General features: G+C 69.0%; 25 protein-coding genes, 3 tRNA genes and 1 pseudogene. 19 read left to right on the top strand and 10 right to left on the bottom strand.

The genetic code is table 11. The features are described 5' to 3' along the window. The 3 genes from GQF42_RS25780 to htpX all read left to right on the top strand — a co-directional run bounded on the left by GQF42_RS25780 (position 1) and on the right by htpX (position 4144). The gene (locus GQF42_RS25780; RefSeq protein ID WP_158923694.1) at positions 1-1575 is read left to right on the top strand and encodes an NADH-quinone oxidoreductase subunit M; all 1575 of its coding nucleotides are present in this window, start codon (positions 1-3) and stop codon (positions 1573-1575) included. Next, on the top strand, positions 1572-3089 hold the full coding sequence (locus GQF42_RS25785) for an NADH-quinone oxidoreductase subunit N (protein ID WP_158923696.1): 1518 nt from the start codon (positions 1572-1574) through the stop codon (positions 3087-3089). Before GQF42_RS25780 ends, GQF42_RS25785 begins: the two co-directional genes overlap by 4 nt. Before the next feature lie 188 nt (positions 3090-3277). Continuing rightward, positions 3278-4144 (top strand): zinc metalloprotease HtpX, encoded by an 867-nt coding sequence (gene htpX, locus GQF42_RS25790; protein ID WP_158923698.1) that lies wholly within the window; start codon positions 3278-3280, stop codon positions 4142-4144. A 295-nt stretch (positions 4145-4439) separates the two neighbouring features. On the opposite strand, the gene GQF42_RS25795 is transcribed toward htpX, so the two are convergent. Further along, on the bottom strand, positions 4440-4841 hold the full coding sequence (locus GQF42_RS25795; RefSeq protein WP_158923700.1) for a YccF domain-containing protein: 402 nt from the start codon (positions 4839-4841) through the stop codon (positions 4440-4442). A gap of 538 nt (positions 4842-5379) precedes the next feature. On the opposite strand from GQF42_RS25795, the gene GQF42_RS25800 reads away from it, so the two are divergent. Beyond that, positions 5380-5829, top strand: coding sequence for a hypothetical protein (locus GQF42_RS25800; protein ID WP_158923702.1), 450 nt, complete (start codon positions 5380-5382; stop codon positions 5827-5829). Between the two features lie 36 nt (positions 5830-5865). On the opposite strand, the gene GQF42_RS25805 is transcribed toward GQF42_RS25800, so the two are convergent. Beyond that, positions 5866-8475: an ATP-binding protein gene (locus GQF42_RS25805; protein ID WP_233273464.1), complete on the bottom strand. Its 2610-nt coding sequence runs from the start codon at positions 8473-8475 to the stop codon at positions 5866-5868. 711 nt (positions 8476-9186) lie between these two features. Between GQF42_RS25805 and GQF42_RS25810 the strand changes: the two genes are divergently transcribed. Continuing rightward, positions 9187-9447, top strand: coding sequence for a hypothetical protein (locus GQF42_RS25810; protein WP_158923704.1), 261 nt, complete (start codon positions 9187-9189; stop codon positions 9445-9447). Between the two features lie 741 nt (positions 9448-10188). Here GQF42_RS25810 and GQF42_RS25815 read toward each other — a convergent pair. Next, entirely contained in the window at positions 10189-10443 is a 255-nt protein-coding gene (locus GQF42_RS25815) for a hypothetical protein (RefSeq protein WP_158923706.1), read from the bottom strand. A gap of 1245 nt (positions 10444-11688) precedes the next feature. Between GQF42_RS25815 and GQF42_RS25820 the strand changes: the two genes are divergently transcribed. Both GQF42_RS25820 and GQF42_RS25825 read left to right on the top strand, forming a co-directional pair. Next, entirely contained in the window at positions 11689-11916 is a 228-nt protein-coding gene (locus tag GQF42_RS25820; RefSeq protein WP_158923708.1) for a hypothetical protein, read from the top strand. Positions 11917-12043: 127 nt separating this feature from the next. Beyond that, positions 12044-12310: a GlsB/YeaQ/YmgE family stress response membrane protein gene (locus tag GQF42_RS25825; protein WP_158923710.1), complete on the top strand. Its 267-nt coding sequence runs from the start codon at positions 12044-12046 to the stop codon at positions 12308-12310. A gap of 75 nt (positions 12311-12385) precedes the next feature. Here the strand turns inward: GQF42_RS25825 and GQF42_RS25830 are convergent, their stop codons facing one another. Then, a complete protein-coding gene (locus GQF42_RS25830) occupies positions 12386-12874 on the bottom strand; it encodes a YajQ family cyclic di-GMP-binding protein (protein ID WP_158923712.1) in 489 nt (162 codons plus the stop codon). Between the two features lie 237 nt (positions 12875-13111). Between GQF42_RS25830 and GQF42_RS25835 the strand changes: the two genes are divergently transcribed. Next, positions 13112-13193 (top strand) — tRNA-Tyr (locus GQF42_RS25835). A 480-nt stretch (positions 13194-13673) separates the two neighbouring features. Here the strand turns inward: GQF42_RS25835 and GQF42_RS46080 are convergent. Beyond that, a complete protein-coding gene (locus GQF42_RS46080) occupies positions 13674-14186 on the bottom strand; it encodes a DUF5906 domain-containing protein (RefSeq protein WP_325100351.1) in 513 nt (170 codons plus the stop codon). On the opposite strand from GQF42_RS46080, the pseudogene GQF42_RS25845 reads away from it, so the two are divergent. Further along, positions 14133-14312, top strand: a pseudogene (locus GQF42_RS25845) (UTRA domain-containing protein); the annotation flags it as partial. The gene GQF42_RS46080 and the pseudogene GQF42_RS25845 sit on opposite strands and share 54 nt — an antisense overlap. A 149-nt stretch (positions 14313-14461) precedes the next feature. On the opposite strand, the gene GQF42_RS25850 reads toward GQF42_RS25845, so the two are convergent. Together GQF42_RS25850 and GQF42_RS25855 are read right to left on the bottom strand one after the other, a co-directional pair. Then, positions 14462-14797 (bottom strand): DUF6233 domain-containing protein, encoded by a 336-nt coding sequence (locus tag GQF42_RS25850; protein ID WP_199272797.1) that lies wholly within the window; start codon positions 14795-14797, stop codon positions 14462-14464. A 222-nt stretch (positions 14798-15019) separates the two neighbouring features. Continuing rightward, complete coding sequence (locus GQF42_RS25855) at positions 15020-15589, bottom strand: DUF4232 domain-containing protein (RefSeq protein ID WP_158923714.1); 570 nt, start codon at positions 15587-15589, stop codon at positions 15020-15022. 653 nt (positions 15590-16242) lie between these two features. On the opposite strand from GQF42_RS25855, the gene GQF42_RS25860 reads away from it, so the two are divergent. Continuing rightward, a complete protein-coding gene (locus GQF42_RS25860; protein ID WP_199272798.1) occupies positions 16243-16467 on the top strand; it encodes a hypothetical protein in 225 nt (74 codons plus the stop codon). 118 nt (positions 16468-16585) lie between these two features. Then, positions 16586-16798 (top strand): hypothetical protein, encoded by a 213-nt coding sequence (locus tag GQF42_RS46085; RefSeq protein ID WP_158923716.1) that lies wholly within the window; start codon positions 16586-16588, stop codon positions 16796-16798. Positions 16799-16887: 89 nt separating this feature from the next. On the opposite strand, the gene GQF42_RS25870 is transcribed toward GQF42_RS46085, so the two are convergent. Both GQF42_RS25870 and GQF42_RS25875 read right to left on the bottom strand, forming a co-directional pair. Beyond that, positions 16888-17544 carry an SDR family oxidoreductase gene (locus tag GQF42_RS25870; RefSeq protein ID WP_158923718.1) on the bottom strand — a complete coding sequence of 219 codons (657 nt, stop codon included), beginning with the start codon at positions 17542-17544 and terminating at the stop codon, positions 16888-16890. Between the two features lie 625 nt (positions 17545-18169). After that, positions 18170-19435 (bottom strand): amidohydrolase family protein, encoded by a 1266-nt coding sequence (locus GQF42_RS25875; protein ID WP_158923719.1) that lies wholly within the window; start codon positions 19433-19435, stop codon positions 18170-18172. Positions 19436-20025: 590 nt separating this feature from the next. Here GQF42_RS25875 and GQF42_RS25880 point away from each other — a divergent pair. The 8 genes from GQF42_RS25880 (at position 20026) to GQF42_RS25915 (ending at position 25350) form a co-directional block, all read left to right on the top strand. Next, positions 20026-20098 (top strand) — tRNA-Thr (locus tag GQF42_RS25880). A gap of 46 nt (positions 20099-20144) precedes the next feature. Further along, positions 20145-20217, top strand: a tRNA-Met gene (locus tag GQF42_RS25885). 90 nt (positions 20218-20307) lie between these two features. Beyond that, a complete protein-coding gene (rpmG, locus tag GQF42_RS25890; protein WP_003948671.1) occupies positions 20308-20472 on the top strand; it encodes a 50S ribosomal protein L33 in 165 nt (54 codons plus the stop codon). Between the two features lie 163 nt (positions 20473-20635). Then, entirely contained in the window at positions 20636-21088 is a 453-nt protein-coding gene (locus GQF42_RS25895; protein ID WP_067045422.1) for a MaoC family dehydratase N-terminal domain-containing protein, read from the top strand. A 7-nt stretch (positions 21089-21095) separates the two neighbouring features. Beyond that, positions 21096-21524 (top strand): MaoC family dehydratase, encoded by a 429-nt coding sequence (locus GQF42_RS25900; protein ID WP_158923721.1) that lies wholly within the window; start codon positions 21096-21098, stop codon positions 21522-21524. Positions 21525-21690: 166 nt separating this feature from the next. After that, positions 21691-22260 (top strand): TetR/AcrR family transcriptional regulator, encoded by a 570-nt coding sequence (locus GQF42_RS25905; RefSeq protein WP_199272799.1) that lies wholly within the window; start codon positions 21691-21693, stop codon positions 22258-22260. An 81-nt stretch (positions 22261-22341) separates the two neighbouring features. Further along, positions 22342-23850 carry a DHA2 family efflux MFS transporter permease subunit gene (locus GQF42_RS25910; protein ID WP_267906149.1) on the top strand — a complete coding sequence of 503 codons (1509 nt, stop codon included), beginning with the start codon at positions 22342-22344 and terminating at the stop codon, positions 23848-23850. 444 nt (positions 23851-24294) lie between these two features. Then, positions 24295-25350, top strand: a complete 1056-nt coding sequence (locus GQF42_RS25915) for a UDP-N-acetylmuramate dehydrogenase (RefSeq protein WP_158923725.1) — start codon at positions 24295-24297, stop codon at positions 25348-25350. Positions 25351-25479: 129 nt separating this feature from the next. On the opposite strand, the gene GQF42_RS25920 is transcribed toward GQF42_RS25915, so the two are convergent. Next, positions 25480-26112: an NAD(P)-dependent oxidoreductase gene (locus GQF42_RS25920; RefSeq protein ID WP_158923727.1), complete on the bottom strand. Its 633-nt coding sequence runs from the start codon at positions 26110-26112 to the stop codon at positions 25480-25482. Positions 26113-26154: the final 42 nt, after the last annotated feature.

Genomic DNA, 26154 nt, shown 5'->3' on the forward strand with positions numbered 1-26154 from the left:
GTGATCGATATCAACGAGTCCGTGATGCAGTTCCTTCTGGCATTCGTCGTCGTCGGCCCGCTGCTCGGTGCCGTCGCCGCCCTTCTGCCGGCTCCGCCAGGGCTGAAGGGGAAGTCGCCCGAGCAGGCCGTGCTCCGGCACGGCGTCACCGTGACCGGTGCGATCCTCATCGCCGCGATCGTCCTCGCGCTCGGCTTCGACGACGGCCACCCGTCGAAGATGCAGGCCACGACCGACATCAGCTGGATTCCCGCACTCGACGTGCGGATCCACCTCGGCATCGACGGCATCTCCCTCCCCCTTCTGGTCCTGACCGCGCTGCTGACCTTCCTCTGCGCGCTGTACTCCTACTTCAAGCCGCCCGTGGGGGGCTCCCCGAAAGCGTTCGTCGCGCTGCTGCTCCTGCTCGAGACCGGCACCCTCGCGACCTTCGCCGTCCTCGACCTGCTGCTGTTCTTCCTCGCGTTCGAGATGGTGCTCATCCCGATGTACTTCCTCATCGCCCGCTGGGGCGGCGAGGGGCGGACCCGGGCCGCGTGGAAGTTCATCCTGTTCACGCTGCTCGGCTCCGTCGTCATGCTGCTCGGCCTGCTCCTGATCGGAATCAAGGCGGGCACCTTCGACATGGTGGCACTCGCCACTGACAACGGCCGGTCGCTGACTGCATCCGTGCAGGTCATCGCCGTTCTGGCGATCGGGATCGGGCTCGCGGTCAAGGCGCCGATGTGGCCGCTGCACAGCTGGCTGCCCGATGCCCACACCGCCGCTCCGACCGTCGGCTCGGTCCTGCTGGCCGGTGTCCTGCTGAAGATGGGCACGTACGGGTTCGTCCGCATCCTGCTGCCGATCGCGCCGCACGGCTTCCACACCTTCGCGCCGTACCTCGCCGCGTTCGCCGTCGTCGGGATCATCTACGGGTCCCTGGCCTGCCTGGCCCTGGCCAAACGGGGCGCCAAGGGCGACCTCAAGCGGCTGATCGCCTACTCCTCCGTGGGTCACATGGGCTTCGTCCTGCTGGGCATCGCCACCATGACGCCGACCGGCGTGAACGGCGCCCTGTTCGCCAACATCGCCCACGGCCTCATCACCGGCCTGCTGTTCTTCCTGGTCGGCGCGCTCAAGGACCGCACCGGCACGACCGACCTCGACTCCTTGGCCGAGGAGACCGGTGCCGCGCTGTACGGCAGGGCGCCCCGCCTCGGCGGCCTGCTCGCCTTCGGTGCCGTCGCCTCGCTCGGCCTGCCCGGGCTCGCCGGGTTCTGGGGCGAGATGCTGGCCCTGTTCGGCGCGTACAAGCCCGCCGCCGACCTCAGCCGGCCCGCGTTCCTCACCTTCATGGCGATCGGCGCGTTCGGCACCCTGCTGACGGCCGCATACATGCTGATCGTGGTCCGCCGCGTCTGCATGGGCGGCGTGGAGCAGGAGGTCCCCAAGCTCGCCGACGTCCACGGTTACGAGTTCGCCGCCTGGACCCCGCTCGTCGCCCTCACCGTCGTCGCCGGGCTGTGGCCGAAGGCCCTGCTCGGCCTCACCGACCCGGCCGTGCACCAGCTCCTCGCAGGAGGCACCCGATGAGCGCCCAGCCCCTCGCCGAGTCGCTGGTCCAGTCCGTCGACTGGCTCGCCGTCGCCCCGCCGACCATCGCCGCCGTCGTGGGACTGGCCGTCCTGGTCGCCGACCTGTTCCTGCCCGAGGCCCGAAAAGCTGTCCTCGGCTGGGTCTCGGTCGCCGGGCTGGGCGTGGCCGCGTTGCTGCTGCTGCCCCTGCTGGACGGCAACCGCAGCACCTTCTGCGTGGACCGCGCCACGCGCGCGTGCAGCTACACGGCCGACCACTTCACGCTCGTCATCCAGTTCCTGGTCCTCGGCGGCGCCCTGCTCGCGGCCCTGCTGTCGGTCACGAACCTCAGGGACGACCGGCGGCGCGTCCCGGCGGGGGAGTTCTGGTTCCTGCTGCTGTCCTCAGCGGCCGGCGCCGCTCTGCTGCCCGCCTCCCGCGACCTGGCCACCCTCATCGTCGCCCTGGAGGTCGCCTCCCTGCCGGCCTTCGCCCTCGTCGGCATCCGGCACGGCGACAAGCGCTCCTCCGAGGCGGCCCTGAAGTTCTTCCTCTCCTCGGTCACGGCCACCGCGGTCAGCCTGATGGGCATCAGCTTCGTCTACGCGTCCACCGGCACGCTCTACCTCACCCAGGTCGCCCAGCGCCTGACACACGTCGACGGACAGCTGCACACCCTCGCCCAGACCGGTGTCGTCCTCACCCTCGTCGGCTTCGCCTTCAAGACGGCCGCCGTGCCCTTCCACTTCTGGGTGCCCGACACCTATGTGGGCGCTCCACTGCCGGTCGCCGCCTACCTGTCGGTGGTCGGCAAGGCCGTCGGCTTCTCCGGCCTGATCCTCGTCACGGTCGTCGCGTTCCCCTCGTACGCCGATGTCTGGGGGCCCGCGCTCGCCGCTCTGGCCGCCCTCACCATGACCGTCGGCAACGTCGGTGCCCTGCGCCAGCAGGCCACGCGCGCGTACAGCGCCGTACGGCTGCTCGCCTGGTCCTCCGTCGGCCAGGCCGGCTACCTGCTGGTGCCGATCGCCGCCGCCGGCTACGTCGGCAACCCCCAGAAGGAGATCGGTTCCACGGTCGCCTATGCGCTGATGTACGCGGCCGTGAACCTCGGCGCGTTCGCGGTGGCCGCCGTGGTGGGCCGCAGCCGGGCCCTGAACCGGATCAGCGACTACCGGGGCCTGTACGCCACCAACCCGCTCACCGCGCTGCTCCTGGCGTTCTTCCTGCTGTGTCTCGCCGGTCTGCCGCCGGGCATCATCGGCCTGTTCGCCAAGGTCACCGTGTTCTCGGCGGCGGTCGACGCGGGGCTCGGCTGGCTCGCCGTCGTCATGGCCGTCAATGTGGTGATCGCCCTTTTCTACTACCTGCAGTGGACGGCCCTGCTGTTCCGCACTCCCGAGGGCGAGCCCGCCCGGCACCGGGTACCGGCGCCCCTCACTGCCGCCATCGCCCTCACCGGAGTCCTCGGCGTCGCCCTGTCCGGAGCACCCCAGCTGGTCCTCCGCTTCGCCGCCACCGGACTGTTCTGAGACACCGCCCGCGCGCGTGGCGCGTTCGCATCCCACGCGCGCGGGAAGGGGAAACAGCACGTCACCCGTACAGCCGAGCGGCGCCCGCGCGGACACAGGGAACTCGTGACAGCCGCCTGGCGTTGTCACAAGCGGGAGGGTCCACTGGACCAAAGTGTTCCCCAGCTGCACGATTTGGAGGGCGTACGGTGCACCGCCGGCACAACGGGCTCAGGACCGCAGTACTCCTCGGGGGACTGTCCGCACTCATCATCGTCATCGGCAGCTTCTTCGGCCGCACCGGGCTGATCGTCGCCGTCCTGGTCGCCCTCGGCACGAACGCGTACGCGTACTGGAACAGCGACAAGCTGGCGCTTCGCGCGATGCGCGCCCGCCCGGTCAGCGAGTTCGAGGCCCCAGCGCTGTACCGGATGGTCCGCGAGCTGTCCACGCAGGCCCGCCAGCCCATGCCTCGCCTGTACATCTCGCCGACGGAGGCCCCGAACGCCTTCGCCACGGGCCGCAACCCCCGCAACGCGGCCGTGTGCTGCACCGAGGGCATCCTGCGCCTGCTGGACGAACGCGAGCTGCGCGGAGTGATCGGCCACGAGCTGAGCCATGTCTACAACCGGGACATCCTCATCTCATCGGTCGCCGGCGCTCTCGCCTCGGTGATCATGTTCCTGGTGAACTTCGCCTGGCTCATCCCGGTCGGCCGCTCGAACGACGACGATGACGGCCCCGGTCTGCTCGGCATGCTCCTGATCATGATCCTCGGCCCACTCGCCGCCACCCTCATCCAGCTGGCCATCAGCCGTTCGCGCGAGTACGAGGCAGACGCCTCCGGGGCTCAGCTCACCGGCGATCCGCTGGCCCTCGCCAGCGCCCTGCGCAAGCTGGAGGTCGGCACCCAGCAGCTCCCGCTGCCGCCCGAGCCCCGGATCGAGACCGCGAGCCACATGATGATCGCGAACCCCTTCCGCGCGGGCCAGGGGCTGACCAAGATGTTCTCGACGCACCCGCCGATGGCGGACCGCATCGCCCGGCTCGAGAAGTTGGCAGGTCGTCACCGGTGACGACCGCCCTGAACTCCGTTTGACCCGCTGGGCGGCCTTCGGCTGTTCCTGGGCCATGGGCCGTCCGCTCGCCGACGTCCTGCCCTGCCTCACCGATATCGGCATCCCCCGGGCCGGCAGGGGGCAGCTTGCCGGCAGAGGTGCACCGCACGTTCCGATGACGGCCGTCAGGGCTGTAAGCCGTCAGGACTGCAAGAGAAGCCCCCTCCACGTTTTCGGAGGGGGCTTCGAGCTGGTTCGTTGCCTCTGGTCGGGGGCACTCCGAGCCGGTCCGAACGCCGTCACCGCAGCGTGGTCAGCGCCCGCCGAACGCCTCGTCCGTGGGGATGACCTCCCGCCCCAGCGGCATGAGCGAGATCGGGATGAGCTTCAGGTTCGCCCAGCCGAAGGGGATCCCGATGATCGACAGGAACAGAGGGATGCTCGTGATCAGGTGGGCCAGCGCCAGCCACCATCCCGCGAAGATCACCCAGATCACGTTGCCGATGCACGACGGCGCACCGGCGTCCGGCCGCTCCACGGTGGTGCGGCCGAACGGCCACAGGACGAACCCGGCGATCCGCAGCGACGCGATGCCGAACGGGATGGTGACGATGAAGATGAAGCAGATCACCGCAGCGATCACGTAGCCGATCGCCATCCACAGGCCGCAGAAGAAGAGCCATAGGAGGTTGAGCAGCAGGTTGAACAGCTTCATGATCGATCTCTCTCCAGGTCGCTCCGCCGGCAGGGCCTGCTGCCACAAGTATCAGCTGATCATGCCTTCGGGCAGAACCGCGGTGCCCCCGTAGCGCGATCGGGAACGTTCCGAGACGATCCCGTTCGGATCGTCTTTCTGGGTGACGCGTCCCGCCCGGGGTGAGGCGTCCTTCAGCGATCAGACGCGTCCTTCAGCGATCACCGGAGGGCGCAGACCACGCACAGGCCTCGGAGAAGGCAGGGGCGGAATCACCACCTGCCGCTCTGCAGTCATATCGAGGAACGGCTTACTCGTCACGTTCCTGAGTGCTTGCAGATCTCGGGTATATCGGCCCGATTTCTGCATTTCCGTCAGCCATGTATCCGTTGTTGATCAGGCAGTTCCTGGCGCCGGTCGGACGCCGCCCGACCCTGGGGCTGTACGGGGGAAAGAGGCGGGCGCCACAGCGTGCCTAGTGATCGTTCAATGTCTGTCATCGCCATCCTGTCCACTGAGGTTCAGGATTCAGTGCAAGGGACGAGGAAAGGTTGATTGAATGAAGCTCACCAAGCAGCTTGCCGCAATCAGCGCCGCCGCGATCGTGGCGGTGCTCTTCAGCGCCGGTGGTGCGCAGGCTCAGGGCGACGGGGGACTTCTCTCGCTCCTGACCAACACGCCAGGGCTTCACGTCTCTCACCCGATGGGACAGGTCAGGAAGGGTAACAGCGGCGGTCAGGGCGGTAGCACCACCACCACAAACAACAACAATAACAATAACAACAACGCCGGCGGAGTGAACAACAATAATAACAACAACGGCGGAGGTGTGAACAACAACAATAATAACAACAACGGCAGTACCGCAGGTACTCAAGGCGGCGGAGGGCTCCTTTCGCTTCTGGGCCTCAACTCGCTCTTCCGCTTCCAGGTCTGCTATCCGGTGGGACAGACCGGAAAGGGAAACACCTTCTCCGGAAACCAGAACATCAATTGCGTCCAGAACTGAGGGCGGACGACCGGACGGATCCGTCGTAGAACCCTTTCAGCGCTCGGAGTGGTGGAGTTTGCGGGCCACTTCGTGGCGGGTGTGAACGCCGAGTTTGGCCAGTACAGCGCCCACGTGATGCCCGACGGTCTTTGGGCTGATGTAGAGCCGGGCGGCAATCTCGGCATCCGACAGGCCCTCACCCAGCAGCTTCAGGACGTCCATCTCCCGGTTGGTCAGCCCGTGGGGGTTGGCCCGGGTGGTCGCCCGTGGGCCACTCCGGATCGGGCGGACACCTCGCGCACGCATCAAGGCGCGGGTGCGAGCCACGGCCGACCGTGCGCGGAGGGTCTCGAGGGTGGCCAGGGCCTGGCGCAGCGCGGGCGCGTCGCCGGACAGGCGGGACAGTGCGGCGTCGTACGGACAGCCGAGCCTGTCCCATCGCGCCGCGGCGCCGGCCCAGTCGCCGGCCAACTCCAGCGCGTAGGGTTCGGCCGCCGGAACCCGCGGAGGCGCCCCGCCGGCGCGGCGGATCCAGCAGGCCAGGGACCCGGACAGCCAGGGGTGGGTCCGCTTCGCCAATACGGCGAGACCGCGCTGCGCCTCGGCCTGCACCGACTCGAGGTCGCCGGCCAGCCAAGCCGCCTCGACCCGGGCTTCCCACCCCAAGCCCGTGTCCAGCAGGCAGCTCGAGTCGACCAGGCTCGCCGCTTGTTCCAGCAACGGCCACACCTGGGGCTTGCCCTGGCGTGCTTGCACCAGGCCCAGGACGGTCAGGGCCAGCGCCCGCCCGACCGGCGGTGAGCTGGGATGGGACAGGACTTTCTGTGAGGCGTCGGCGGCCCGGGTCCACAAGCCCTGGTTCAGTAGCCCCCAACTCCCACAGGCCCTGGCGCCCAGTGCGTAGGACAGCAGGTCGCGATCGAGGCAATAGGTTTCCGCGCGGCTCACGGCTGCAGTGGTCCGGGCGGCATCCCGCTGCAGCGCGGCCAGCCAGCACATGCCGAGCGCCAGAAGGCCCGCGTCCACTGGCACATCCCGCGCCATCGCACCGGACACGGCCTGTTCACAGTCCTCCCAGCCGCAGCCTTCGCTCAACATGCGTGCCGCCGCGGTATGGAAGCGCGCCTGGACGACCACCCCCGCATCCTCGAAGCGCTCCCCCAGAGCGATCGCCTTCTCGGCGTACGTGGCGACCGCCGCCACCCCCTCGTGCTCGTAGCAGGCCAGCTGACAGAGGTTCAGGTACGCCCTGGCCAGCTCCCGGCCCGGTCTCAATCCTTCGAGCACCCGCACCGCGTCCAGGCCGGTCTGTCTGGCCTCGGCGGTGCGCCCGGCCGGCCACAGCCAGCACGACAGCCAACGCAGGTCCTCCCCCTCGCGCAGCCGGTCGCCCAGCGCACGACGCTGCTTCACAGCCGTACGGCGAGAAGCGACCCCCTCAGCCAGCTGGCTGGCCAGGAGACAAGCCTGCGAATGGCCTTCCAGCAGCGAGGTCTGTTGATCCGGCGGCAGGCAGTCGGCGTACCGCAGGGCGCGGGCGTACTGGGCGGCCGCTTCCCGGTGTGCGCCGCGCGTGGCGGCATGGACAGCTGCTGCGGGCGCGTACTCCAACACGGCGGCCGGATCTCCCGCGCCCTCGGCATGAGCAGCCAGCAGCGCCAGGTCATCCGCCGCGACCGGGCCGGACCGCATGACCGCCAGTACTCGCCGGTGTATCCGCAGACGGCATACGGCGGGAACGGCCTCCAGCACCGCCAGCCGGGTCAGCTCGTGGCGGAACTCGGTCACTTGTCCGTCCGCACGCACTATTCCGCAGGACGCGGCCTCATCGAGCGCATCCTCGGGGGCCGACAGGATGCCGGCCAGCTGCGGAAGCGGGACCCGGCGCCCGAGAACCGCCAGCACGTTGACGACCGTGCGCGCCGCATTCGACAAGCCGGCCAAGCGGCCGGCCACGGCCTCGCGCACAGCGGCCGGTATGGGCTCGGCAGGGGCGGCCAGGATCTCGGTGACGATGAACGGGTTGCCGGCGGACATGTGATACAGCTGCTCGGCGTCGATGGCATGACCGGTGGCAAGATCGGCGACGGCCCGGCGGCTCAGCGGAGCCAGATCGTGGCGGTGCACCCACGGATAGCCGGCCAGGGTGCCGAGAAGAGCCGTCAGGCGGTGCGTGCGGCCGATCTCGTCGTCGCGATAGGTGGCCAACACCAGTGCCGGAACGCTGGGCAGGCGCCGGGCCAGGTAACGCAGCAGGTCCAAAGTCGCCTCATCGGCCCAGTGGATGTCCTCCACGACCAGCAGGCTGGGATGCGTGCTGAGGTCGGCGAGCAGGCAGTCGAAGACTTCGTTGGAACGGCAGGTGCCAGTCAGAGTCCCCGCCAGGGCAGTGCGCACCGGCCAGCCCAAACGCGGGGCCAAGTCCGTCAGAGGGCCCAGGGGGCGGGGGGTGGCCAGTGGGTCACAGGCGCCCACCAAGACCCTGATCTGGGGATCGGCCAGCTGGACCACACGGTGGACCACCGCGGTCTTGCCGATGCCGGCCTCACCACGCACAAGGGCCAGGCGCCCAGGGCCGCTCATGGCCGCCTGCAGCTGACCGGTGAGGTCGTGGAGCACGGCCTCTCGCTCTAGCAGGTCCATCATCAGCCAGTTTCCCTCCATGGCCGAAGCTGCGCAAAAGATCGAGACCGGTCGGCCGGTGGGTGTTCCTGTGGGACGCCGAGGTGGCATTTGGGGTGTGGCGGGGCGGGAGGTGGGGTGTGCCGGGGAGGAAATTGGGGTGCTCACCCGATGTGCCCCGGCTGCAGGCGGGGCATGCTGGCCGAAGAGTTTCAGAACGTGGATTCCACGTTCGCAGCGCCGGTCGGGCCCGTTCAGAACGTGTCGCTCACCCACACCTCTCGAATTATTTTGATGGCGAATCAAACCGGGAATGAAGGGTGAATCGGATCATCAGTGCCTGTTGCGCCGTCATGCTTTCAGGAATTGAGTAGGTTGACGGCGAATTTATACGAAATGCTTCCCGTGGGGCAAGCGCTTTCCGCACATCGAATTGGGCCGCGAATCGGCGAGGTCCATGCACATCGGAGAGGAATTGTCATGCTCAACAGGTACGCAAAGCGAGCGGCAGTACTGACCGCATCGGCCGCTCTGGCTGCGGGTGGCGCCCTGGCTCCGTCTGCCGCCTTTGCTGCACCGGCACCTACAGGAACCCACGCGACGGCGCCGAGCGACAACGGCGGAGGCGGAAACAACAACAACAACAATAACAACAACGGCCGCCACCACAAGAAGGGTGGGAACAACAACAATAATAACAACAACGGGGGGCGCGGAAACAACAACAACAATAACAACAACAATGGCGGAGGTGTGAACAACAACAACAATAACAACAACAACGGCGGGGGCGCGAACAACAACAACAATAACAACAACAACGGCGGGGGCGCGAACAACAACAATAACAACAACAACGGCGGGGGCGCGAACAACAACAACAATAACAACAACAACGGCGGGGGCGCGAACAACAACAACAATAACAACAACAACGGCGGGGGCGCGAACAACAACAATAACAACAACAACGGCGGGGGCGCGAACAACAACAACAATAACAACAACGGATGACTTCTTGGTCCGGCAGCCGGGTGCCCCAAAGTCACCTGGCCGCCGGACTACCGTGTGCGCGCCCGGGAGGGCGTGGGCTTTCTGACCCTTCGGCGATATGCCATGGGCGAGCCTGATTTACCCTCGTCGGGCGTGGGAGAGCCGTTGGCGTACAAAACTGGGTTGGGTGGCAGCGAGGCGGCTGTGGGAGCGCGGAGCGCACTTTACCCGCGGCATTCAGGGTGGCGAGAATGAGGAAAGCAGTCTTGCGGGGTGTCGGCCTTACGGTTGCCGCTTCCTGCTGTGTGACGCTCGGTGCTTGGGGTGCTGCAGCGAGTGAAACACGCTCCTTTTCGAAGAAGCCGCAGACCGCACCCACCAGGGTCGTAATCCAGTGCTATGCGACGCGCGATAGCCCGCAGATGGTCCTGTGCTACGCGAATTCCTGGAAGGCCGAGTACAGGCACGGCAGTATGGTCTACGTCCCTATCCTTATACAGGTGCCTACGCCTCCACATCCGCCGAATGTGGTCATTGTCAATAGCCTGAACGACATTCATCCGAGCAACATGAGTCCGAGTGGCGAGCCTGGCGGCGCTGCCAGCAGCAAATAGTTGTCCAGCGCTTTGGGGTGGATGCCGGACAGTCTTCTGCTTCCGGCCGGCAGGCGGCCAGGGAATCCCCGTTAGGCCAGGGAGCTGTTGGATGTGCACATCCCTCGGTGGCCTCGGACGGCCTCTTGGATGCTTTCGCCGGTGCGGATCAATAATGGCTGGGGCCGTCACCGCGGTAGGTGTCGTGACCAAACCCACCGTGGTCGCCTTCGACATCGCAACCGCCATCCCCCCAGACCTCGTCGCAGCCACGGCTGGAGCGGTGGGAGTACGAGGGGAAGTGAGCCAGGGTGGTTCCCGAAGCAGTATGCGCAGTCCCGACCATGCCGATATCGGCACCGCTGGCCAGCAGAATGCCGACCGCGGATGCCACGAAGAGGTACTTGGTGTGCTTTGCGCTCATGGGCGACACCTTTCGATCCACCGTCTCGTGCAACTGGCGGAGTGCGAGAACCGTGGCCGTTCCGAAGGGAAGGTGTGTGGTGTGGTCCGGGTTCGGGGGATCGCATGAGTGAGGAGCAGCTCTTGCTCCCACGGCACCGCCACATGGACAAGTCTCCTCCGCGGCGCAGTCTTGACCAAATAGGCGACCGGGTACCCCGGGGCTGAATCCGGGGAAGCGGCAAGAAGGAGCCCTGGCGGAATGAGAAGGGCCCCTCCCGCTCCGTCAGCATGCCTGCTACTGCCAGTACCAGCTGGTCCCGGGCTCGTTGCTGCCGCTGGGCTGTGAGATCGCCCCCACGGACCGGCCGTTCGTGCCCCGGTGAGCAGATCCTCCGGTTCGCACGACAGCACACGCGAACCCGCCCCGCGGGGCCGTTGACGGCGTGTCACGCGCGCGTGCGGAGACGGTCGTATTCGGCGGGGTGCCACGCGCGCGTGCGATTTGCGATTGACATGGGCCTTGTGGGCCTGTCACGCGCTGCGCTGGGCCGCCCACCAACGTACGCCGAAGGCCGTCACGTCCGCCGCGAGCACGCCTTCTTCCGCCGCCACCGAGATGGCAGGCGGCGCGAATGCCGGCGTGGCACAGGGCAGCAGGCGACCAAGGACACCGCCGGTGTGGCGAGCACCGCATGCGCGGTCGGCTCCGCCCGGTGCGGTGGCACCCGGGACCGGGATGCAACGGCCGCCGGCACTGTCGGCAGATGCCCGTCCTGGCCTGGGGGAGCGTCGTACGGGGGCCCCGAGTGTCATCTGGGACCACTCCGAGGATCAGCGCCAGCGCCAGCAGTGGACCCAGCGGAGCCACCGCGGTTCCCACGTGCACGACATGTACGGGCCGGCGCCCGGCCGCTCGTACTGCGTCGGTCAGCGGCGCTGGGGTGTGCCCGACCGGCCCGGGCCGAAGACGGCGAGCACCCCGACGGCCACGCGCGCGTACGCCGCCGAAGAGATCCCCCGGGCCAACGGGATCGTCCGCACCGGATCCCGCACCTCCGCGCCGAGGGGCGCGATCCGGCGCCTACCCAGCGAACGCGAGAAAAGGCATCCCGGCCGCCTGCATCCCGGCCGCGTCAAGTGCCCCGTCCGCGCCTGCCCAGGGCCCGATGGCCGGTTGCCCCGGACCCGGCCCGCAAGGCGGGGCAGAAGGCAATCATGGCCGTGGGGGCTGTGAGGACACCCAGTACGACGATCCCGCTCGCCCGTGGCGTGGGTGTGGGCGTGGGCGTGGCAGGCGGCCACCACGCACGCGAGCGTCGGCTCGGTTGGCAAGCCCCGCCTGCCCGCCCGCGCGGCCGACGACAAGGTCGAGAAGGCGCCGGCCCAGACCGGCGGACCGAAATCGACGGCCACGCCGTCCCGCGCTCCCGTCGCGCGTCGCAGACCGGGGCACCGTCGGACCGACTGCCGCAACCAGGTGGTGGACCTGTGACGTCCTCCCCATCAACTCCACCGACTTCATCAACAAGGCACGAACCCGCCCGCGAACACAGCGGGTCCTCACCGGATTCTCGGCAGCCGGACAGTGCGAAGACAGCTCGGAAGGGCAGGTTCACGGCATGAGCATCATCGGTTGGATCATCCTGGGACTGGTGGCCGGAATCATCGCCAAGGTCCTCCTGCCGGGACGCGACCCCGGCGGCTTCATCGGCACGACCCTCATCGGCGTCGCGGGCGCGTTCATCGGCGGCTGGATCTCGGCCCACTGGCTGCACCATCCGGTCACCAAGAACTTCTATGACGGCGCCACCTGGGCCGCAGCCATCGGCGGCTCCCTGGTGCTGCTGATCGCCTATCGGATCCTGTTCGGCAACTCACGCGACTGAGGGCCACAGAACGCGGAAGGGTGGGCCGCCCGGCACCGGAGGCCCACCCTTGTTGCTGCCGTTCCTGCCGGTCTTCTACCGGTAGTTCACGAACTGCAGCGCGAAGTCGAAGTCCTTGTCCTTCAGCAGCGCGATCACGGCCTGCAGGTCGTCGCGGCTCTTGGAGCTGACTCGCAGCTCGTCACCCTGGACCTGGGCCTTGACGCCCTTCGGGCCCTCGTCGCGGATGATCTTCGCTACCTTCTTCGCGTTGTCCTGGGAGATGCCCTCCTGGATCGATGCGAAGATCTTGTACTCCTTGCCGGACAGCTGGGGCTCGCCCGCGTCCAGTGCCTTCAGCGAGATACCGCGCTTGACCAGCTTGGACTGGAAGACGTCGAGGACAGCGTTCACCCGGTCCTCGGAGTTCGCCTCCATGAGGATCTTTTCACCGGACCACGAGATCGAGGCACCCACGCCCTTGAAGTCGTAGCGCTGCGAGATCTCCTTGGCGGCCTGGTTGAGGGCGTTGTCGACCTCCTGCCGCTCGACCTTCGAGACGATGTCGAAACTGGAGTCGGCCATGTCCTGTGGCTCCTTGTATCGGGGTGCGTATCGGGTGCGTATCGGGGGCGTGCCGGCGTGCGCGGCGGCGGCCGCCGGCTCCGGCATGACGCCGGACCGCATCCGCACCAGCCTAGTCACCCCGTGAGCCGACAGGTGGAGATCAACCGGGTGGCGAAGCACCCCTCTCCATCGGGTATTGTTTACGTCGTTGCCGGGGAGCACCGCCGAATAGCGGTTCGATCTGGTGGCCAACCCGGCGGTGTGCCCGAGCGGCCAAAGGGAGCAGACTGTAAATCTGCCGGCTCAGCCTTCCCAGGTTCGAATCCTGGCGCCGCCACGCTGAGTGAAACCCCCTCTGATCAGGCTAGATACCTGATCAGAGGGGGTTTTTCGTTGTCGGCGCCCGTTCGATTCGGCGTGGACGAAGTGTGGACGTGTCTCACTCCGTATCGCCCGTATCCCGTGGTCAGTCAGTGCGTGTCCCCCAGGTGTCCCCCGGGGGAGAGGATGATCACTCTGGCTCGTTCCACTCTCGCAGGGCTGCGTCGATCCGGCTGTTTGCCCGCTCCCGCGTCTGATCCAGCACCTTGGCGTACACCTTGTGCAGTACCGCGATGCTGTGCCCGGCGCGAGGGCACATTCCATCGCGTCCCCCCAGAACTGACGGCTTCAGGGTGATCCCGGTGTAGGTGGCGACTTGTTGGCCGTAGGCGTCACGGGGCCGAGCGCGAGTGAGCTGAGGGACGACGGACAGGAAGCTGCGGCCGAAGACCTGTTTGGTGCCGGGCTTGACCCCGTTGTCCTCAGCCCAGTCCCGTCATATCGACCACAGGGCATCCACGGGCATGTTGCACGTAGGTCCGGTGGTGCAGCGCTCGCGGATGAATGCCGAGGTGGGCGAGGCGGTGTCCTGCATGGTGCTGACGGCTTCCCGGCTGCATGCCGGTTCGGTGATCCGGCCCTTGTTTTCCAGACGGGCGAGTCCGTCCAGGGCCCAGTTCAAGATCCCGGGCATCTCGGCGCAGAGTCGGTCGAACAGGGTGGGATCCTCTTTGCCCAGCCACGACACGGTCATGTTGAGCACCACGAACCGGCGTGCGATGACCCCGGAGGAGTCGCCGAAGTGCGGCAGTTCGTTGGACAGGATCACTAGCCGTGTAGGGAGCTTGCCGGTCCACACTGCGCGGTACTTGCGGTCGATGTCGATGGTGTCTTCACCGGAGATGGTCAGCAGTCGTTCGACGACTTGGCTGTTGTCGTTGCCCGACAGCCGGGCGTCAGCGATGACCGCGAGCGGCTTGCCGATCAGGAGCAGTTCGAGGCGCTGCAATTGCCCAGTGACCTGCCTGTGCTTCGCACGTTCCGTGTGGTCTACAGCGACGGTGAACGTCCCATTGAGGTCACGGTGATGACCAAGGCAGGGCATCTCTATGAGCTTCAGTACGAGTTCGTCTGACCCGAGCATCCCCAGGTCGACCAGGACGGCCCGGTGTCCTGCCGGGCCGTCCTGGCGCGCGTGTCCAGCTAGGCCCAGGTGTCCAACCACATCTGCGATCACCAGCTGTTGATCGGGATCACGGTGCCGCCGCGGCGGCCGGGCAGGGTCTAGCCGAGGATCCCTAGCTCGGTGTCAGGCCGACAGAACGTGCAGGCCCTTACGCCGGACGCGAGTGTTCGGCGCGCTGTGTCCGAGTCCACGCCCTTCGACCGTTTCCCTGTCATGGTGCAGCCCCCGGTGCGGACTGCGACCGGCAGTGCGTCCTGGGTGCGCCCGTAGTCGAGGAGCCAGTCCGGCGGCGCCGGCCGGGCGGCTTCTGCCTGTCGCCGTTCCCGTTCGCGGCGTTCTTCGTCGGCGATCCATCGGTCGATCGCTGCCAGCTGGCGTGTGGTGTGCTCTTCGACGACGCGTCGGGTGAAGCGGAGTGCTTCGAGGCGCGACATCTGGTGATCTTTGTCCCGTGCCACTGGATCTTGACCGTTTGCCATCGGACTTTGACGGACGCGAGTTTGTGTCATCGGAGTTTGATCACCGCAGGTCAGCGACTCAGCGCACCGAAGGGGCGCTGAGTCGCTGACCTGCACTTACGTGCAGTTCCTTGTAAATGTGCAGGTCAGAGCCTTGCGATCGTCGTGCAGGCTGCTCGATTTGTGGGGGCGGTGGGGTCAGGAAGGCTTGACCGCCGAGACCGGGGTGACGGTCACCTTGTTGTCGCACTCGGCCCACACCCCGTCGTTCAGGGCGACCTGGTGCTTCCCGGAGTGCGGCAGCCCGATGACCATCGTCGGATACGTCACCGGGTCCTTGCCCGACACGCAGTAGCCGTCGGCCTCCCCCTGGACCTGGACGAAGGTCAACTTCACCCACGCCTTGCCGTGCGGCCGGACCGTCACGGTGGCCGCCCTGCCGGTGCGGGTGACCTTGAGCGGGCTGTTGTGGGCGGGGGAGCCGTTGCCGGCACCCGCGACCGTCGGATGGCCCTTCAGGACGCACGTCCTTCGAGAGACGTTGGTGAACTGCACGACCGCCGCCCCGGTCCCGGTCCCGACGGGCCGGTGGGCGGCCTGCCAGGCGCTGACCTGGAGGGCGGAGGCCGGGCAGGCGGGCGGCGGGGTGGAGGTGGTGGTGCTCGCCGCCATGGCGGTGCCGGGCAGGATGCCGGTCACCGCCGCCGCGACGGCCGTGACCGCCGTCGTCGCCAGAGCCGCCCTGCGAATGCCGTTGCTGTGACGCATGTTGTCGTCCCCCTGGGTCGTCTCGTCCGCGGGTTTCGGTCGTCGGTTGTTGCCCCGCGGTAAGCGTGGTCGTGGTACGTGAGTGCAGACAGGGCGGAAGAGCGGCAGGGTTCCGTGCGGCGGCTACTTGTGACGGAACGGTGACGACAGGCTGCTGCACCCGTGCAGATGGCCGTCAGGGCAGACCGAAGCACCTCCGGCGCGCCACGGGTTTTACCCCGCCCCGGGCGCGCACCGAAGGTGCGCTGAGTCGCTGACCTGCACGGTGTGCCATGAGCGTTCACTGACGCCCGAAACGGCCACTGAGTAGCGAGTGCGCCCGACTGACGGACGTGGATGCCCTCGGACCAAGATCGAACAGCTCGTAATGCGTCGCTTTCGTAGGAGACCCGAGCAGCGCTGCCTCCGGAGGTCAAGGGCGCCGCTTCCCCCATGTGTCCCCCGGATGGCTCGACAGAGAGGGAAGTGCCTGCTCAGGCTGTGCGGAGCGAGCCCGCTGCAAATCTGCCGGGTCAGCCTTCCCAGGTTCGAATCCTGGCGCCGCCACACGGGAACGAGTGCCCCGGGATCTGCGAGAGCAGATCCCGGGGCACTCGTTGTTTGGTCGGGTCGGTCCGGGTGCGGAGGCCGATCGTCCGGACGATGCTGGAGCCATGGCCGGGAAACGCCCCATCGTCGTGTACCTGCCGTCCCCAACCGGCGGGCGTCGTGTTCGGGTGGACGGCGAGATCCTCGGCCTGGCGCACAGCGTGCGGGACCTGGTGGAGTTCCTGCGCCGGGCGGGGCTGGAGATCGAGCCGGAGCAGGTGGCCGACTCGCCGCTGATCGACTGGCGCGGGGTGGGACCCGACCGCTGGGAGGCCGAGACCCGGACTTGACGGCGCTGTCGCCCATCGTCCGCGTGTGGGCACACGGTGTTGCAGTCCTTGGTCCTTCGCCCGTGTGTGAAGCACACGGTGTTGTCGTCCTTCGCTCGCGTGCGGGCACACTGACCGCATGGCCTCCCGACGCAGAACCTGTCCTGTGTGCCGCCGTGACATCGCCGTCGTCGCGGGCCGATTGGCACGGCACGACCCGCCCGGGGCACGGGAGAACGGGGACCTGGTCTCCTGCCCCGGATCACGGCAACAGGCACAACTCGGCGCCTTCCAGCCGGCGTTGGACGGTTACGTCATACCGGATTTTCCGGGGCAGCTGCCCCTGTTCTGACGTTCTGATGTGACTTCTGACAGGGTGACAACGGGCGGGGCAGGGCGGCTCAGTGGTGGCTCCGACTGTTCAACGGGCGGGGGCCCGGCTCAGTTCCCGGCCACCGACTTCACCGCGACCGACACCGGCTGCGACCCGCTGATCAGTTCCAGCGTCAGGCCGGTCGTCGCCGGGGTGTCCACCAACTCCGCGAGAACGGCCGCCACGTCGTCTCGCGGGACGAAACCGCGCCCGGTGTGCGCCTCCAGCCGAACCAGGCCGGTGCCGGCGTCGTTCGTCAGCGAGCCGGGGCGCAGGATCGTCCAGTCCAGGGCCTCCTGACGGGTCACGTACGCGTCCGCCTCGCCCTTGGCCCGCAGGTAGGCGTCGAAGATGTCGTCGCCCTGGTGGGCGGGATCCGCGCCCATCGAGGACACGACCACGAAGCGGCGAACGCCCGCGCGGACGGCCGCGTCCGCGAACAGCACCGCCGCGCCCCTGTCCACCGTCTCCTTGCGCGCTGCGCCGCTGCCCGGGCCCGCGCCGGCCGCGAAGACCGCCGCGTCGGCGCCCTGCAGGTGCGCCGCGACCTCTTCCACCGAGGCGGACTCCAGGTCGAGCAGGACCGGCTCGGCCCCGGCCGCTCGCAGATCGTCGCTCTGCTCGTGTTTGCGGATGATTCCCGCGACCTCATCCCCGCGCGCGGAGAGCAGGTGCTCCAGCCGCAGCGCGATCTGACCATGACCACCAGCGATGACAATGCGCATGAATCCGACCGTACGCCCGAAGAGGCGCATCCGCCGCACGAGTTAACCGGCATGGGCGGAGCGTGCCAGGCTCGCCTCCACGTTCACGCGCCCGGCGCCCGTCCAGATGCCCGCGGGGCGCGTTTTCGTGATCGTGCGCCTTGGGTGAGAGGCGGCGGGGAGTGCCGCGATGTGTCTGGTGGCGGGTTGGGTTCGAGCGTGGGGTGCGGAGGCATGCGCAGGTCTCTGCATGTGACTGCACTGGCAGGCGTGTGATGGCGACGGCATGCGGGTGATGGCGACGGCAGGCGGGTGATCGCGACGGCAGGTGTGCCATGCCGGCGGCAGGTGAGTACTGGGCGCGCGTCCGTGGTGGTGCGCCCGGCGCACACCACTCATCGCCCGCCCGTGCAAGACCGGGAGCGCCGGTGCTCATGCCGCACCAGTGCAACCAGTGCAACCAACGAGTCAGCGCAACCAGCACGCCAGCGCAACGAGCACAACCGGTCCCACCGGCGCTCGCGCCCGGCCGACGCGACCGGATCCCACTCAACCGACGCGTCCGGACTCCCGCTCAACCGACGCGACCGGCGTGCGCTCTCATCCGTGCGCCCCGGCAATCCGCGCGTACGTGTCGCGCGCCCGCTCACGACAGTTCGCTCCGCCCCTGTCGCGGCAGTCCCAGCTCCGCTGCGGCCACCGAGTTGCAGTACTCCCGGACCGCGCTCGTGCGGGCGACCACACGACCTCGGTGCACCACGATGCGGCTGTAGGCCAGGGAGAGGGCGCCGGGCAGGCCGTCGCCGCGTACGGCCAGCAGCTCAGCGGGAAAGCCTGCCTCCACGCGTACTTCCGGCAGGCCCAGGGCCGCGCGGGCGGATGCGCTCACGGTGTCGTAGGCCTCCTGCGGTCGCAGCCCGTGGCCGGAGGCGAGGAGATAGGCCGCTTCCAGGGGATCGCCGCGGCCGACGGGGTTGGAGACGTCACGCAGGGCGCCGCTGCCGGCGGCCACCCGGACCCCGGCCGAGCGCAGCAGCCGTACCGGAGCCGTGCCCCGGCGGTCGGCGGCGCAACAGCCGCCCTGGGGCAGGCACACCACCGTGACCCCGGCTGCCGCGAGTTGGTCGGCGGCACGGGAGGCGGCCTCGGTGGGCAGGCGCCCGAGACCGGCGCACGGCCCGATCGTCACGCCGGGGCGCAGGCCCCCTGCCATCGCCGCGAGCCGGGACAACCGGGCCGGGTCGGCGGCGTCCGTGTGCAGGTCCACCGGGCAACCGTGCTCGGAAGCCACCTCCAGGACCGCCTCGACGTAGCCCCCGGGATCGGGGTCCAGATCCGGGCAGCCGCCCACCACCGAGGCACCCATCTTGAGCGCGTCGCCCAGCATCGCGAGCCCGTCCGCCCCGGCCACGCCGGTCAGCAGTCGTGGCGTCGCCACCGTGGTCAGCTCCGCGAGCCCCCGCAGCGACCGCCGCGCCTGCAGGACGGCGCCCAGCGCGCCGAGTCCCTGGACGTCGCCCACGCGCACGTGCGCGCGTACCGCCGTCGCCCCGTGCCCGAGCTGCAGCAGGGCGGCCTCCGTCGCCCGGCGCTGGACGTCCTCGGGGGTGTACGACACCGGACCCGGTCGTTCGGCGGACAGGGCTGTGTCGCCGTGGGCGTGCGGTTCGGCCGGGGCGGGCAGGAGCAGATACCCGCCGAGGTCCACGCGTGAGGCGCTCGTGCGGGCCGGACCCGGTGCCAGGCTGCCGGCCGTGCCCACCGCCTCGATGCGCCCGCCGCCCAGCCGTACGTCCACGGTTCGGCCGTCGGTGAGCCGCGCCCCGCACAGCAGCAGGGCGTCCGGGTCGGACTGCCCCGAGGAGCCCGGGGAGTTCGACGGCGGATGGGGCTGCGGCTGGCTGTCGGGCATCGCGCTCCAGGGTTGGGGCCGGGGGCTCGGGGCAGGCCCGCGTGAGCGGTGCGAGGGCGCCCGCCCCCAAGATCACGCAGAGCGAGTCGAGCCTAGGGTGGCCCGGCGCGCGGGACGCGCAGGAGCGCAATAGTCGTACCGGTGTGGTCCGCCCTTGGCGGTACACGTTTCGCCCACCCGCGTGGCCCCGTTGCTCCCGTTCGACTTCGGCGCTCACGCGCGCGTGCCCTGCCGTTCCGGTCGGCGTCCACACCAGCGCCCCCGGTCCATGCCCATCGGCCCATGTCCATCTGTCCACGCCCATGCCCATCGGCCCATGTCCGTCGGTCCACGCCCACGCGCGCGCGCCGCGCCCCGCTGTGCCGTGCCGCGCACGAGCCGATCCGGCCCGCCGTTCCAGGTCGGTTGTTGTCCGCCCCGCGTGTCCGCCCCTGCGAGTGGCCCGGTGCAAGAGGGCGGACGCGTGGCCTGTAGATCCGCGGCTCCCGTGCCTCAGGAGGTGGCTGCGAGGGCTGAGATGGAGGGTGCGGCGGGCGGCCGGATACGGATTTGGGTGAACGGCGGCGGACCGTGTAATGTCTTCATCGCTCGCCCCAATAGCTCAGTCGGCAGAGCGTCTCCATGGTAAGGAGAAGGTCAACGGTTCGATTCCGTTTTGGGGCTCTGGTGTGAGAGGTTCCCGTCGTCAGGCGGGCACTGATCTCATCAAAGCGGTGTAGCTCAGTCGGTAGAGCAAGCGGCTCATAATCGCTGTGTCACCGGTTCAAGTCCGGTCACCGCTACTGACAGTAGCCGATTGCGGGGTCGGTCCTTCGATCGGCTACTCTTTCTTGCGTTGAATTAGTCCATCCGTTCGTCTTAGGAGCACTCACGTGGCTGCCACCGACGTCCGCCCGAAGATCACGCTGGCCTGCGTGGAGTGCAAGGAGCGGAACTACATCACCAAGAAGAACCGGCGTAACAACCCGGATCGTCTTGAGATGAAGAAGCACTGCCCGCGCTGCAATGCGCACACTGCGCATCGCGAGACGCGCTAAACAGGCTCGTACGCGAGGCCGTCCCCTTCCGAGGGGGCGGCCTCGCGGCGTTTCACCGGCCCATCGGCCCACCGGCCCGGCGCGCATTCGTCCCTCCACGCGGGCTCTGGTCGGGTGCGGCTAATTTGGGGCCACTACAGCAGATATCAGGAGGTGCCGGGCCATGGCGCTCGACCAGTCCTTCGTTGGACGGACCTACCCGCCCACCGCGCCCTATGAGGTGGGCCGGGAGAAGATCCGCGAATTCGCCGAGGCGGTGGGCGAGGCCAACCCGGTGTACACGGACCCGGAGGCCGCGAAGGCGTTCGGTCACTCCGATGTGATCGCCCCGCCGACGTTCGTGTTCTCCATCACGTTCCGGGCCGCGGGCCAGGTCATCGAGGACCCGCAGCTCGGCCTCGACTACAGCCGCGTGGTGCACGGCGACCAGAAGTTCGCCTACAGCCGCCCGGTGCGCGCCGGCGACCGGCTCACGGTCACCTCCACCATCGAGGCGATCAAGTCCCTCGCGGGCAACGACATCCTGGACATCCGTGGTGAGGTGCACGACGAGGCGGGCGAGCACGTCGTGACAGCCTGGACCAAGCTCGTGGCCCGCGCGGCCGAGGAGGCGTGAGGACCTGATGACGGCGAAGATCGCGTACGACGACGTCGAGGTCGGCACCGAGCTGCCGGCGCAGACCTTCCCCGTGACCCGCGCCACGCTCGTGCGCTACGCGGGCGCCTCCGGGGACTTCAACCCGATCCACTGGAACGAGAAGTTCGCCAAGGAGGTCGGGCTGCCGGACGTCATCGCGCACGGCATGTTCACCATGGCCGAGGCGGTCCGCGTGGTCACCGACTGGACCGGGGACCCGGGTGCGGTCGTGGAGTACGGCGTCCGGTTCACCAAGCCCGTCGTCGTCCCGAACGACGACGAGGGTGCCCTGATCGAGGTCAGCGGGAAGGTCGCGGCCAAGCTGGACGACAACAGCGTGCGTGTGGACCTGACGGCGACCAGCGGTGGTCAGAAGGTGCTGGGAATGTCCCGGGCGGTCGTACGACTGGCCTGACGGCTCGCGCGAGGCACTCGCGAAGTACTCAGGTGCTGAGCTGCTGAAGTGCCGAGCCACTGAAGTGCTGAGGTAAGGGGCGTCCTCCCGGGTGGGCGCCCCTTACGCATGCATGTCCTGCAGAGCGCCCTTGCCAAGTTAGTGATTGAGCACTAACTTGATGCCCATGGTCAGGATGAGCGCAGAAGAGCGTCGCGAGAGCGTCATTCGCGCGGCGATCGCGGAGTTCTCGCAGAAGGGCTTCTACGGCACTTCCACCGAGGCGATCGCGACCCGCGTGGGTGTCTCGCAGCCGTACCTCTTCCGGCTCTTCGCGGGCAAGAAGGCCATCTTCGCCGCCGCGTCGCTGCGGTGCGTGGAGGACACCTGCCGGGTCTTCGAGGAGGCGGCCGACGGCTTGCAGGGCGAGGAGGCGCTGCATGCCATGGCGAACGCCTACGTACGGATGATCACGGAGCAGCCCGAGAAGCTCCAGATGCAGATGCAGACGTACATCACGGTCGCCGCGGCCGAGGCGGAGGGTGACAGCGAGTTCGGCGAGGTCGTACGGGCCTCCTGGATGAAGCTCTGGGACACGGTTCACCTCCCGCTGGGTGCCGACGACGGTGAGACCACGACCTTCCTGGCGTACGGAATGCTCATCAACACCCTCACCGCCATGGGGTTCCCGCCCGAACACCGGGTCTGGCAGGGGATGTATCCGTCGGCGCGGCTCACCGGGCAGTTGGAGAAGTAGCGCATCGGGGCGGCGGCCCCGCCTTTTTCATGACCACAAAAGTTAGTAATCAATAACTAACTCAACCTCTCTGGGGGAGAGATGCCGGATCAGCACGCGTCAGACGGCGCCGGGCGCGCACGTGCCGCCTGGGCCCTCGTCATCACCAGCGTCGCCGGGTTCATGGCGGCCCTGGACAACCTCGTCGTCACCACCGCCCTGCCCTCCATCCGCAAGGACCTCGGCGGTGCGCTGGACGACCTCGAGTGGACCGTGAGCGCCTACACGCTCACGTTCGCCGTCCTGCTGATGTTCGGCGCCGCGCTCGGCGACCGCTTCGGGCGCCGACGGCTCTTCATCGCCGGCCTCACCGTCTTCACCGGCGCCTCCGCCGCCGCGGCCATGGCACCCGGCATCGACTCCCTGATCGTCGCCCGCGCGGTCCAGGGCGTCGGCGCGGCCGTGATGATGCCGCTCACGCTGACCCTGCTGACCGCGGCCGTACCCGCCGCCAAGCGCGGGACGGTGTACGGCATCTGGGGCGCCGTCAACGGGCTTGCCGTCGCCTCCGGACCGCTCATCGGCGGCAGCCTCACCGAGCACGTCTCCTGGCACTGGATCTTCTGGCTGAACGTCCCGCTCGGCGTGATCACGCTGCCGCTTGCCCGCCTGCGCCTCGCCGAGTCCTACGGCACCGGAGCCCGGCTTGACGTCCCCGGCACCCTGCTCGCCAGCGGCGGGCTCTTCGGGATCGTGTACGGCCTGGTCCGCGGGCCTGCCGATGGCTGGACCGACACCCTGGTCCTGACCGCGCTGTTCGCCGGTGCCGCGCTGCTGATCGGATTCGTCCTGTACAGCTCCCGCGCGGCCGCCCCCATGCTGCCGATGAGGCTCTTCCGGTCCCGTTCCTTCTCCGGGATCAACGCGGCCAGCCTGTTGATGTTCGTCGGCATGTTCGGCTCGATCTTCCTGCTCAGCCAGTACATGCAGGGCGTGCTCGGCTACTCGCCCACCGAGGCGGGCCTGAGGATGCTGCCCTGGACCGGCATGCCGATGCTCGTGGCACCGATGGCCGGGATCCTCTCCGACCGCATCGGCGGCCGGCCGGTCGTCGCCGCGGGCCTGGCGCTGCAGGCCGCCGGCCTCGGCTACATGGCCGCCGTGGCCACCGCGGACGCCTCCTACGCCGTCCAGCTGCCCGCCCTGATCATCAGCGGTGTCGGCATGGCCCTGTACTTTGCGCCGGCCGCCAACCTGGTCATGTCCAGCGTCCGTCCGCAGGAGCAGGGCATCGCCTCCGGCGCGAACAACGCGTTGCGCGAGGTGGGCGGTGCGCTCGGCATCGCGGTCATGTCCTCGATCTTCTCCGCGCAGGGCGGCTACGAAAGCGCTCAGAGCTTCGTGGACGGGCTGCGACCCGCCCTGGTCACCGGTTCTGCGGTGGTCGCCCTCGCCGCGGTCGCGGCCCTGGTGATCCCGGCCCGGCGCAGCGCGGCCCGGATCGGGGCGGGGGACGGCGCAGGGGCGCAGCAGACGCCCGGCCACGTCCTGGGGACCGGCTCGGAGACCGGCTCCCCGGAGGCAGCTTCCCTGAAGACCTCGGCCCGCTGATCCGGTACCCCGGTGCCCCGCCGAAAGGAGCCCGTGATGCCCGTTCCTCGCTGGACCGTGCCGACCGCTCCTCCACTGGACACCGAGGTACACGTCTTCGCCTCGAGCGTCGGGACCCGCACCCTGCGGGGTGCGCTGCGCTTCCTCGCCCGTACTCCTGCTCCTGCGGTACGGCGCCAGATCGGCCACGCGCGCGGTGCCTACGGAGCCACGCTCGAGGCTCAGCCGCCGCGGCGGGCCTTTCGGGCGCTGTCGTCCTGGGAGTCCTACGCCCCCCGCTCCGCACCGCCGCACGCGCGCGTGGCCCTTGTTCACGGGGCCACGCGCGCGTACGGCAATGCGGGTGCCCGGGGCGCAACGGCGGGTCGGGCGCCGTGGCCGAGGCCGGTCCGTGGCGCCCGCGCGTGTGCGGCGCCGTCGGAGGCGTCTCGTAGTCTTGGGCCCGTGCAGGTACTCCACGACGCCCCCCTTGCCCCGCTGACCACGTTCCGGCTGGGCGGTCCCGCGACGCGGCTGGTCACCGCCGTGACCGACGCCGAGGTGATCGAGGCCGTCCGCGAGGCCGACGACAGCGGGACGCCGCTGCTGGTCATCGGCGGCGGTTCGAACCTGGTCATCGGCGACAAGGGCTTCGACGGCACCGCCCTGCGCATCGCCACCCGCGGTGCCGAGCTGCGCGGCACGACGCTGGAGCTGGCCGCGGGTGAGGTGTGGACGGACGCCGTGGCCCGCACGGTCGAGGCCGGGCTCGCCGGGGTCGAGTGCCTGGCGGGCATCCCCGGATCGGCGGGCGCCACGCCGATCCAGAACGTGGGTGCCTACGGGCAGGAGGTCTCCTCCACCATCACCGAGGTGATCGCCTACGACCGGCGCGCCGGCGGGACGGTCACGCTGACGAACGAGGAGTGCGCCTTCTCGTACCGCCACAGCCGCTTCAAGGCCGACCCCGAGCGCTATGTCGTGCTGCGCGTGCGCTTCGAGCTGGAGGACGCGGGCGGGCTGTCGGCGCCCGTCAAGTACGCCGAGGCAGCCCGCGCGCTCGGCGTCGAGCCCGGCGACCGGGTGCCGCTGGCCGACGCCCGCGAGACCGTGCTGAAGCTGCGCGCAGGGAAGGGCATGGTCCTCGACCCCGAGGACCACGACACCTGGTCCGCCGGGTCCTTCTTCACCAACCCGCTCCTCACCGAGGGGCAGTCGGCCGCGTTCCACGCGCGCGTGCGTGAGCGGCTTGGAGAGGGCGTCGAGCCGCCCGCGTACCCGGCGGGCGAGGGCCTTACGAAGACCTCCGCGGCCTGGCTGATCGACAAGGCGGGCTTCACCAAGGGCTACGGCACCGGGCCGGCCCGCATCTCCACCAAGCACACCCTCGCCCTCACCAACCGGGGTGACGCCACCACCGAGGACCTGCTGGCGCTGGCCCGCGAGGTCGTCGCCGGTGTCCGCGAGGCCTTCGGGATCACGCTGGTCAACGAGCCGGTCACGGTGGGCGTCAGCCTCTAGGCGGCCCCGGGGCAACCGCCGGGACAGGACGGAGAACACGGGTCACCGAACAGCTCCGGGGGCCACCGAACGGCTCCCGGGCCGCCCAATAGGCCCCAAAGAGGCCACGCCAGGACCCAACAGGCCACGCTAATAGGCCACGCCGACCCCCTGCTTCACCGTCCCCTCGTCGTCGATCATCGACAGCATCGCGTGCGCGACGTCCGCGCGCGCGACGAAGCGCCCCTTGCGCGGGAAGCCTCCGGCGACGGTGCGGTAGCGGCCGGTGAGCGGCTTGTCCTGCAGGCGCGGGGGCCGTACGGACGTCCAGTCCGTGCCACTGCGGACCAGCTCGGCCTCCATTTCGCGCAGGTCGGTGTAGATGTCCTTGAGGACGGCCGACACCAGGCCGCGCATGGCACGGTCCAGAGGCCCGTCGTCCTCGGGGGCAGGGCCGACGGGACCGGCGCTGACCACGAGCAGCCGTCGTACCCCCTCCGCATCCATGGCGCGCAGGACCGTGCGGGTCAGCCGGGTGGCGACCCCGGCGTCCTTGCGGCTGCGGGCGCCCAGGCCGGAGAGGACCGCGTGCCGGCCCCGGACGGCGGCGCGCAGCTCCCCGGGGTCGGTCAGGTCGGAGCGGAACACCTCCAGCGCGTCTCCCGTGACATCGAGCCGCGCCGGATCGCGGACCACGGCGGTGACCCGGTGGCCGGCGCCGAGCGCCTGCCGGACGATCTCCCGGCCGATCCCGCCGGTGGCGCCGAAAACGGTGAGGTTCATGAGCGCTCCTGTGCTCAGAGCTGGTGGGTGAGTATTCACTCA

This window comes from Streptomyces broussonetiae (assembly GCF_009796285.1).
In the GTDB taxonomy this organism is placed as follows: domain Bacteria; phylum Actinomycetota; class Actinomycetes; order Streptomycetales; family Streptomycetaceae; genus Streptomyces; species Streptomyces broussonetiae.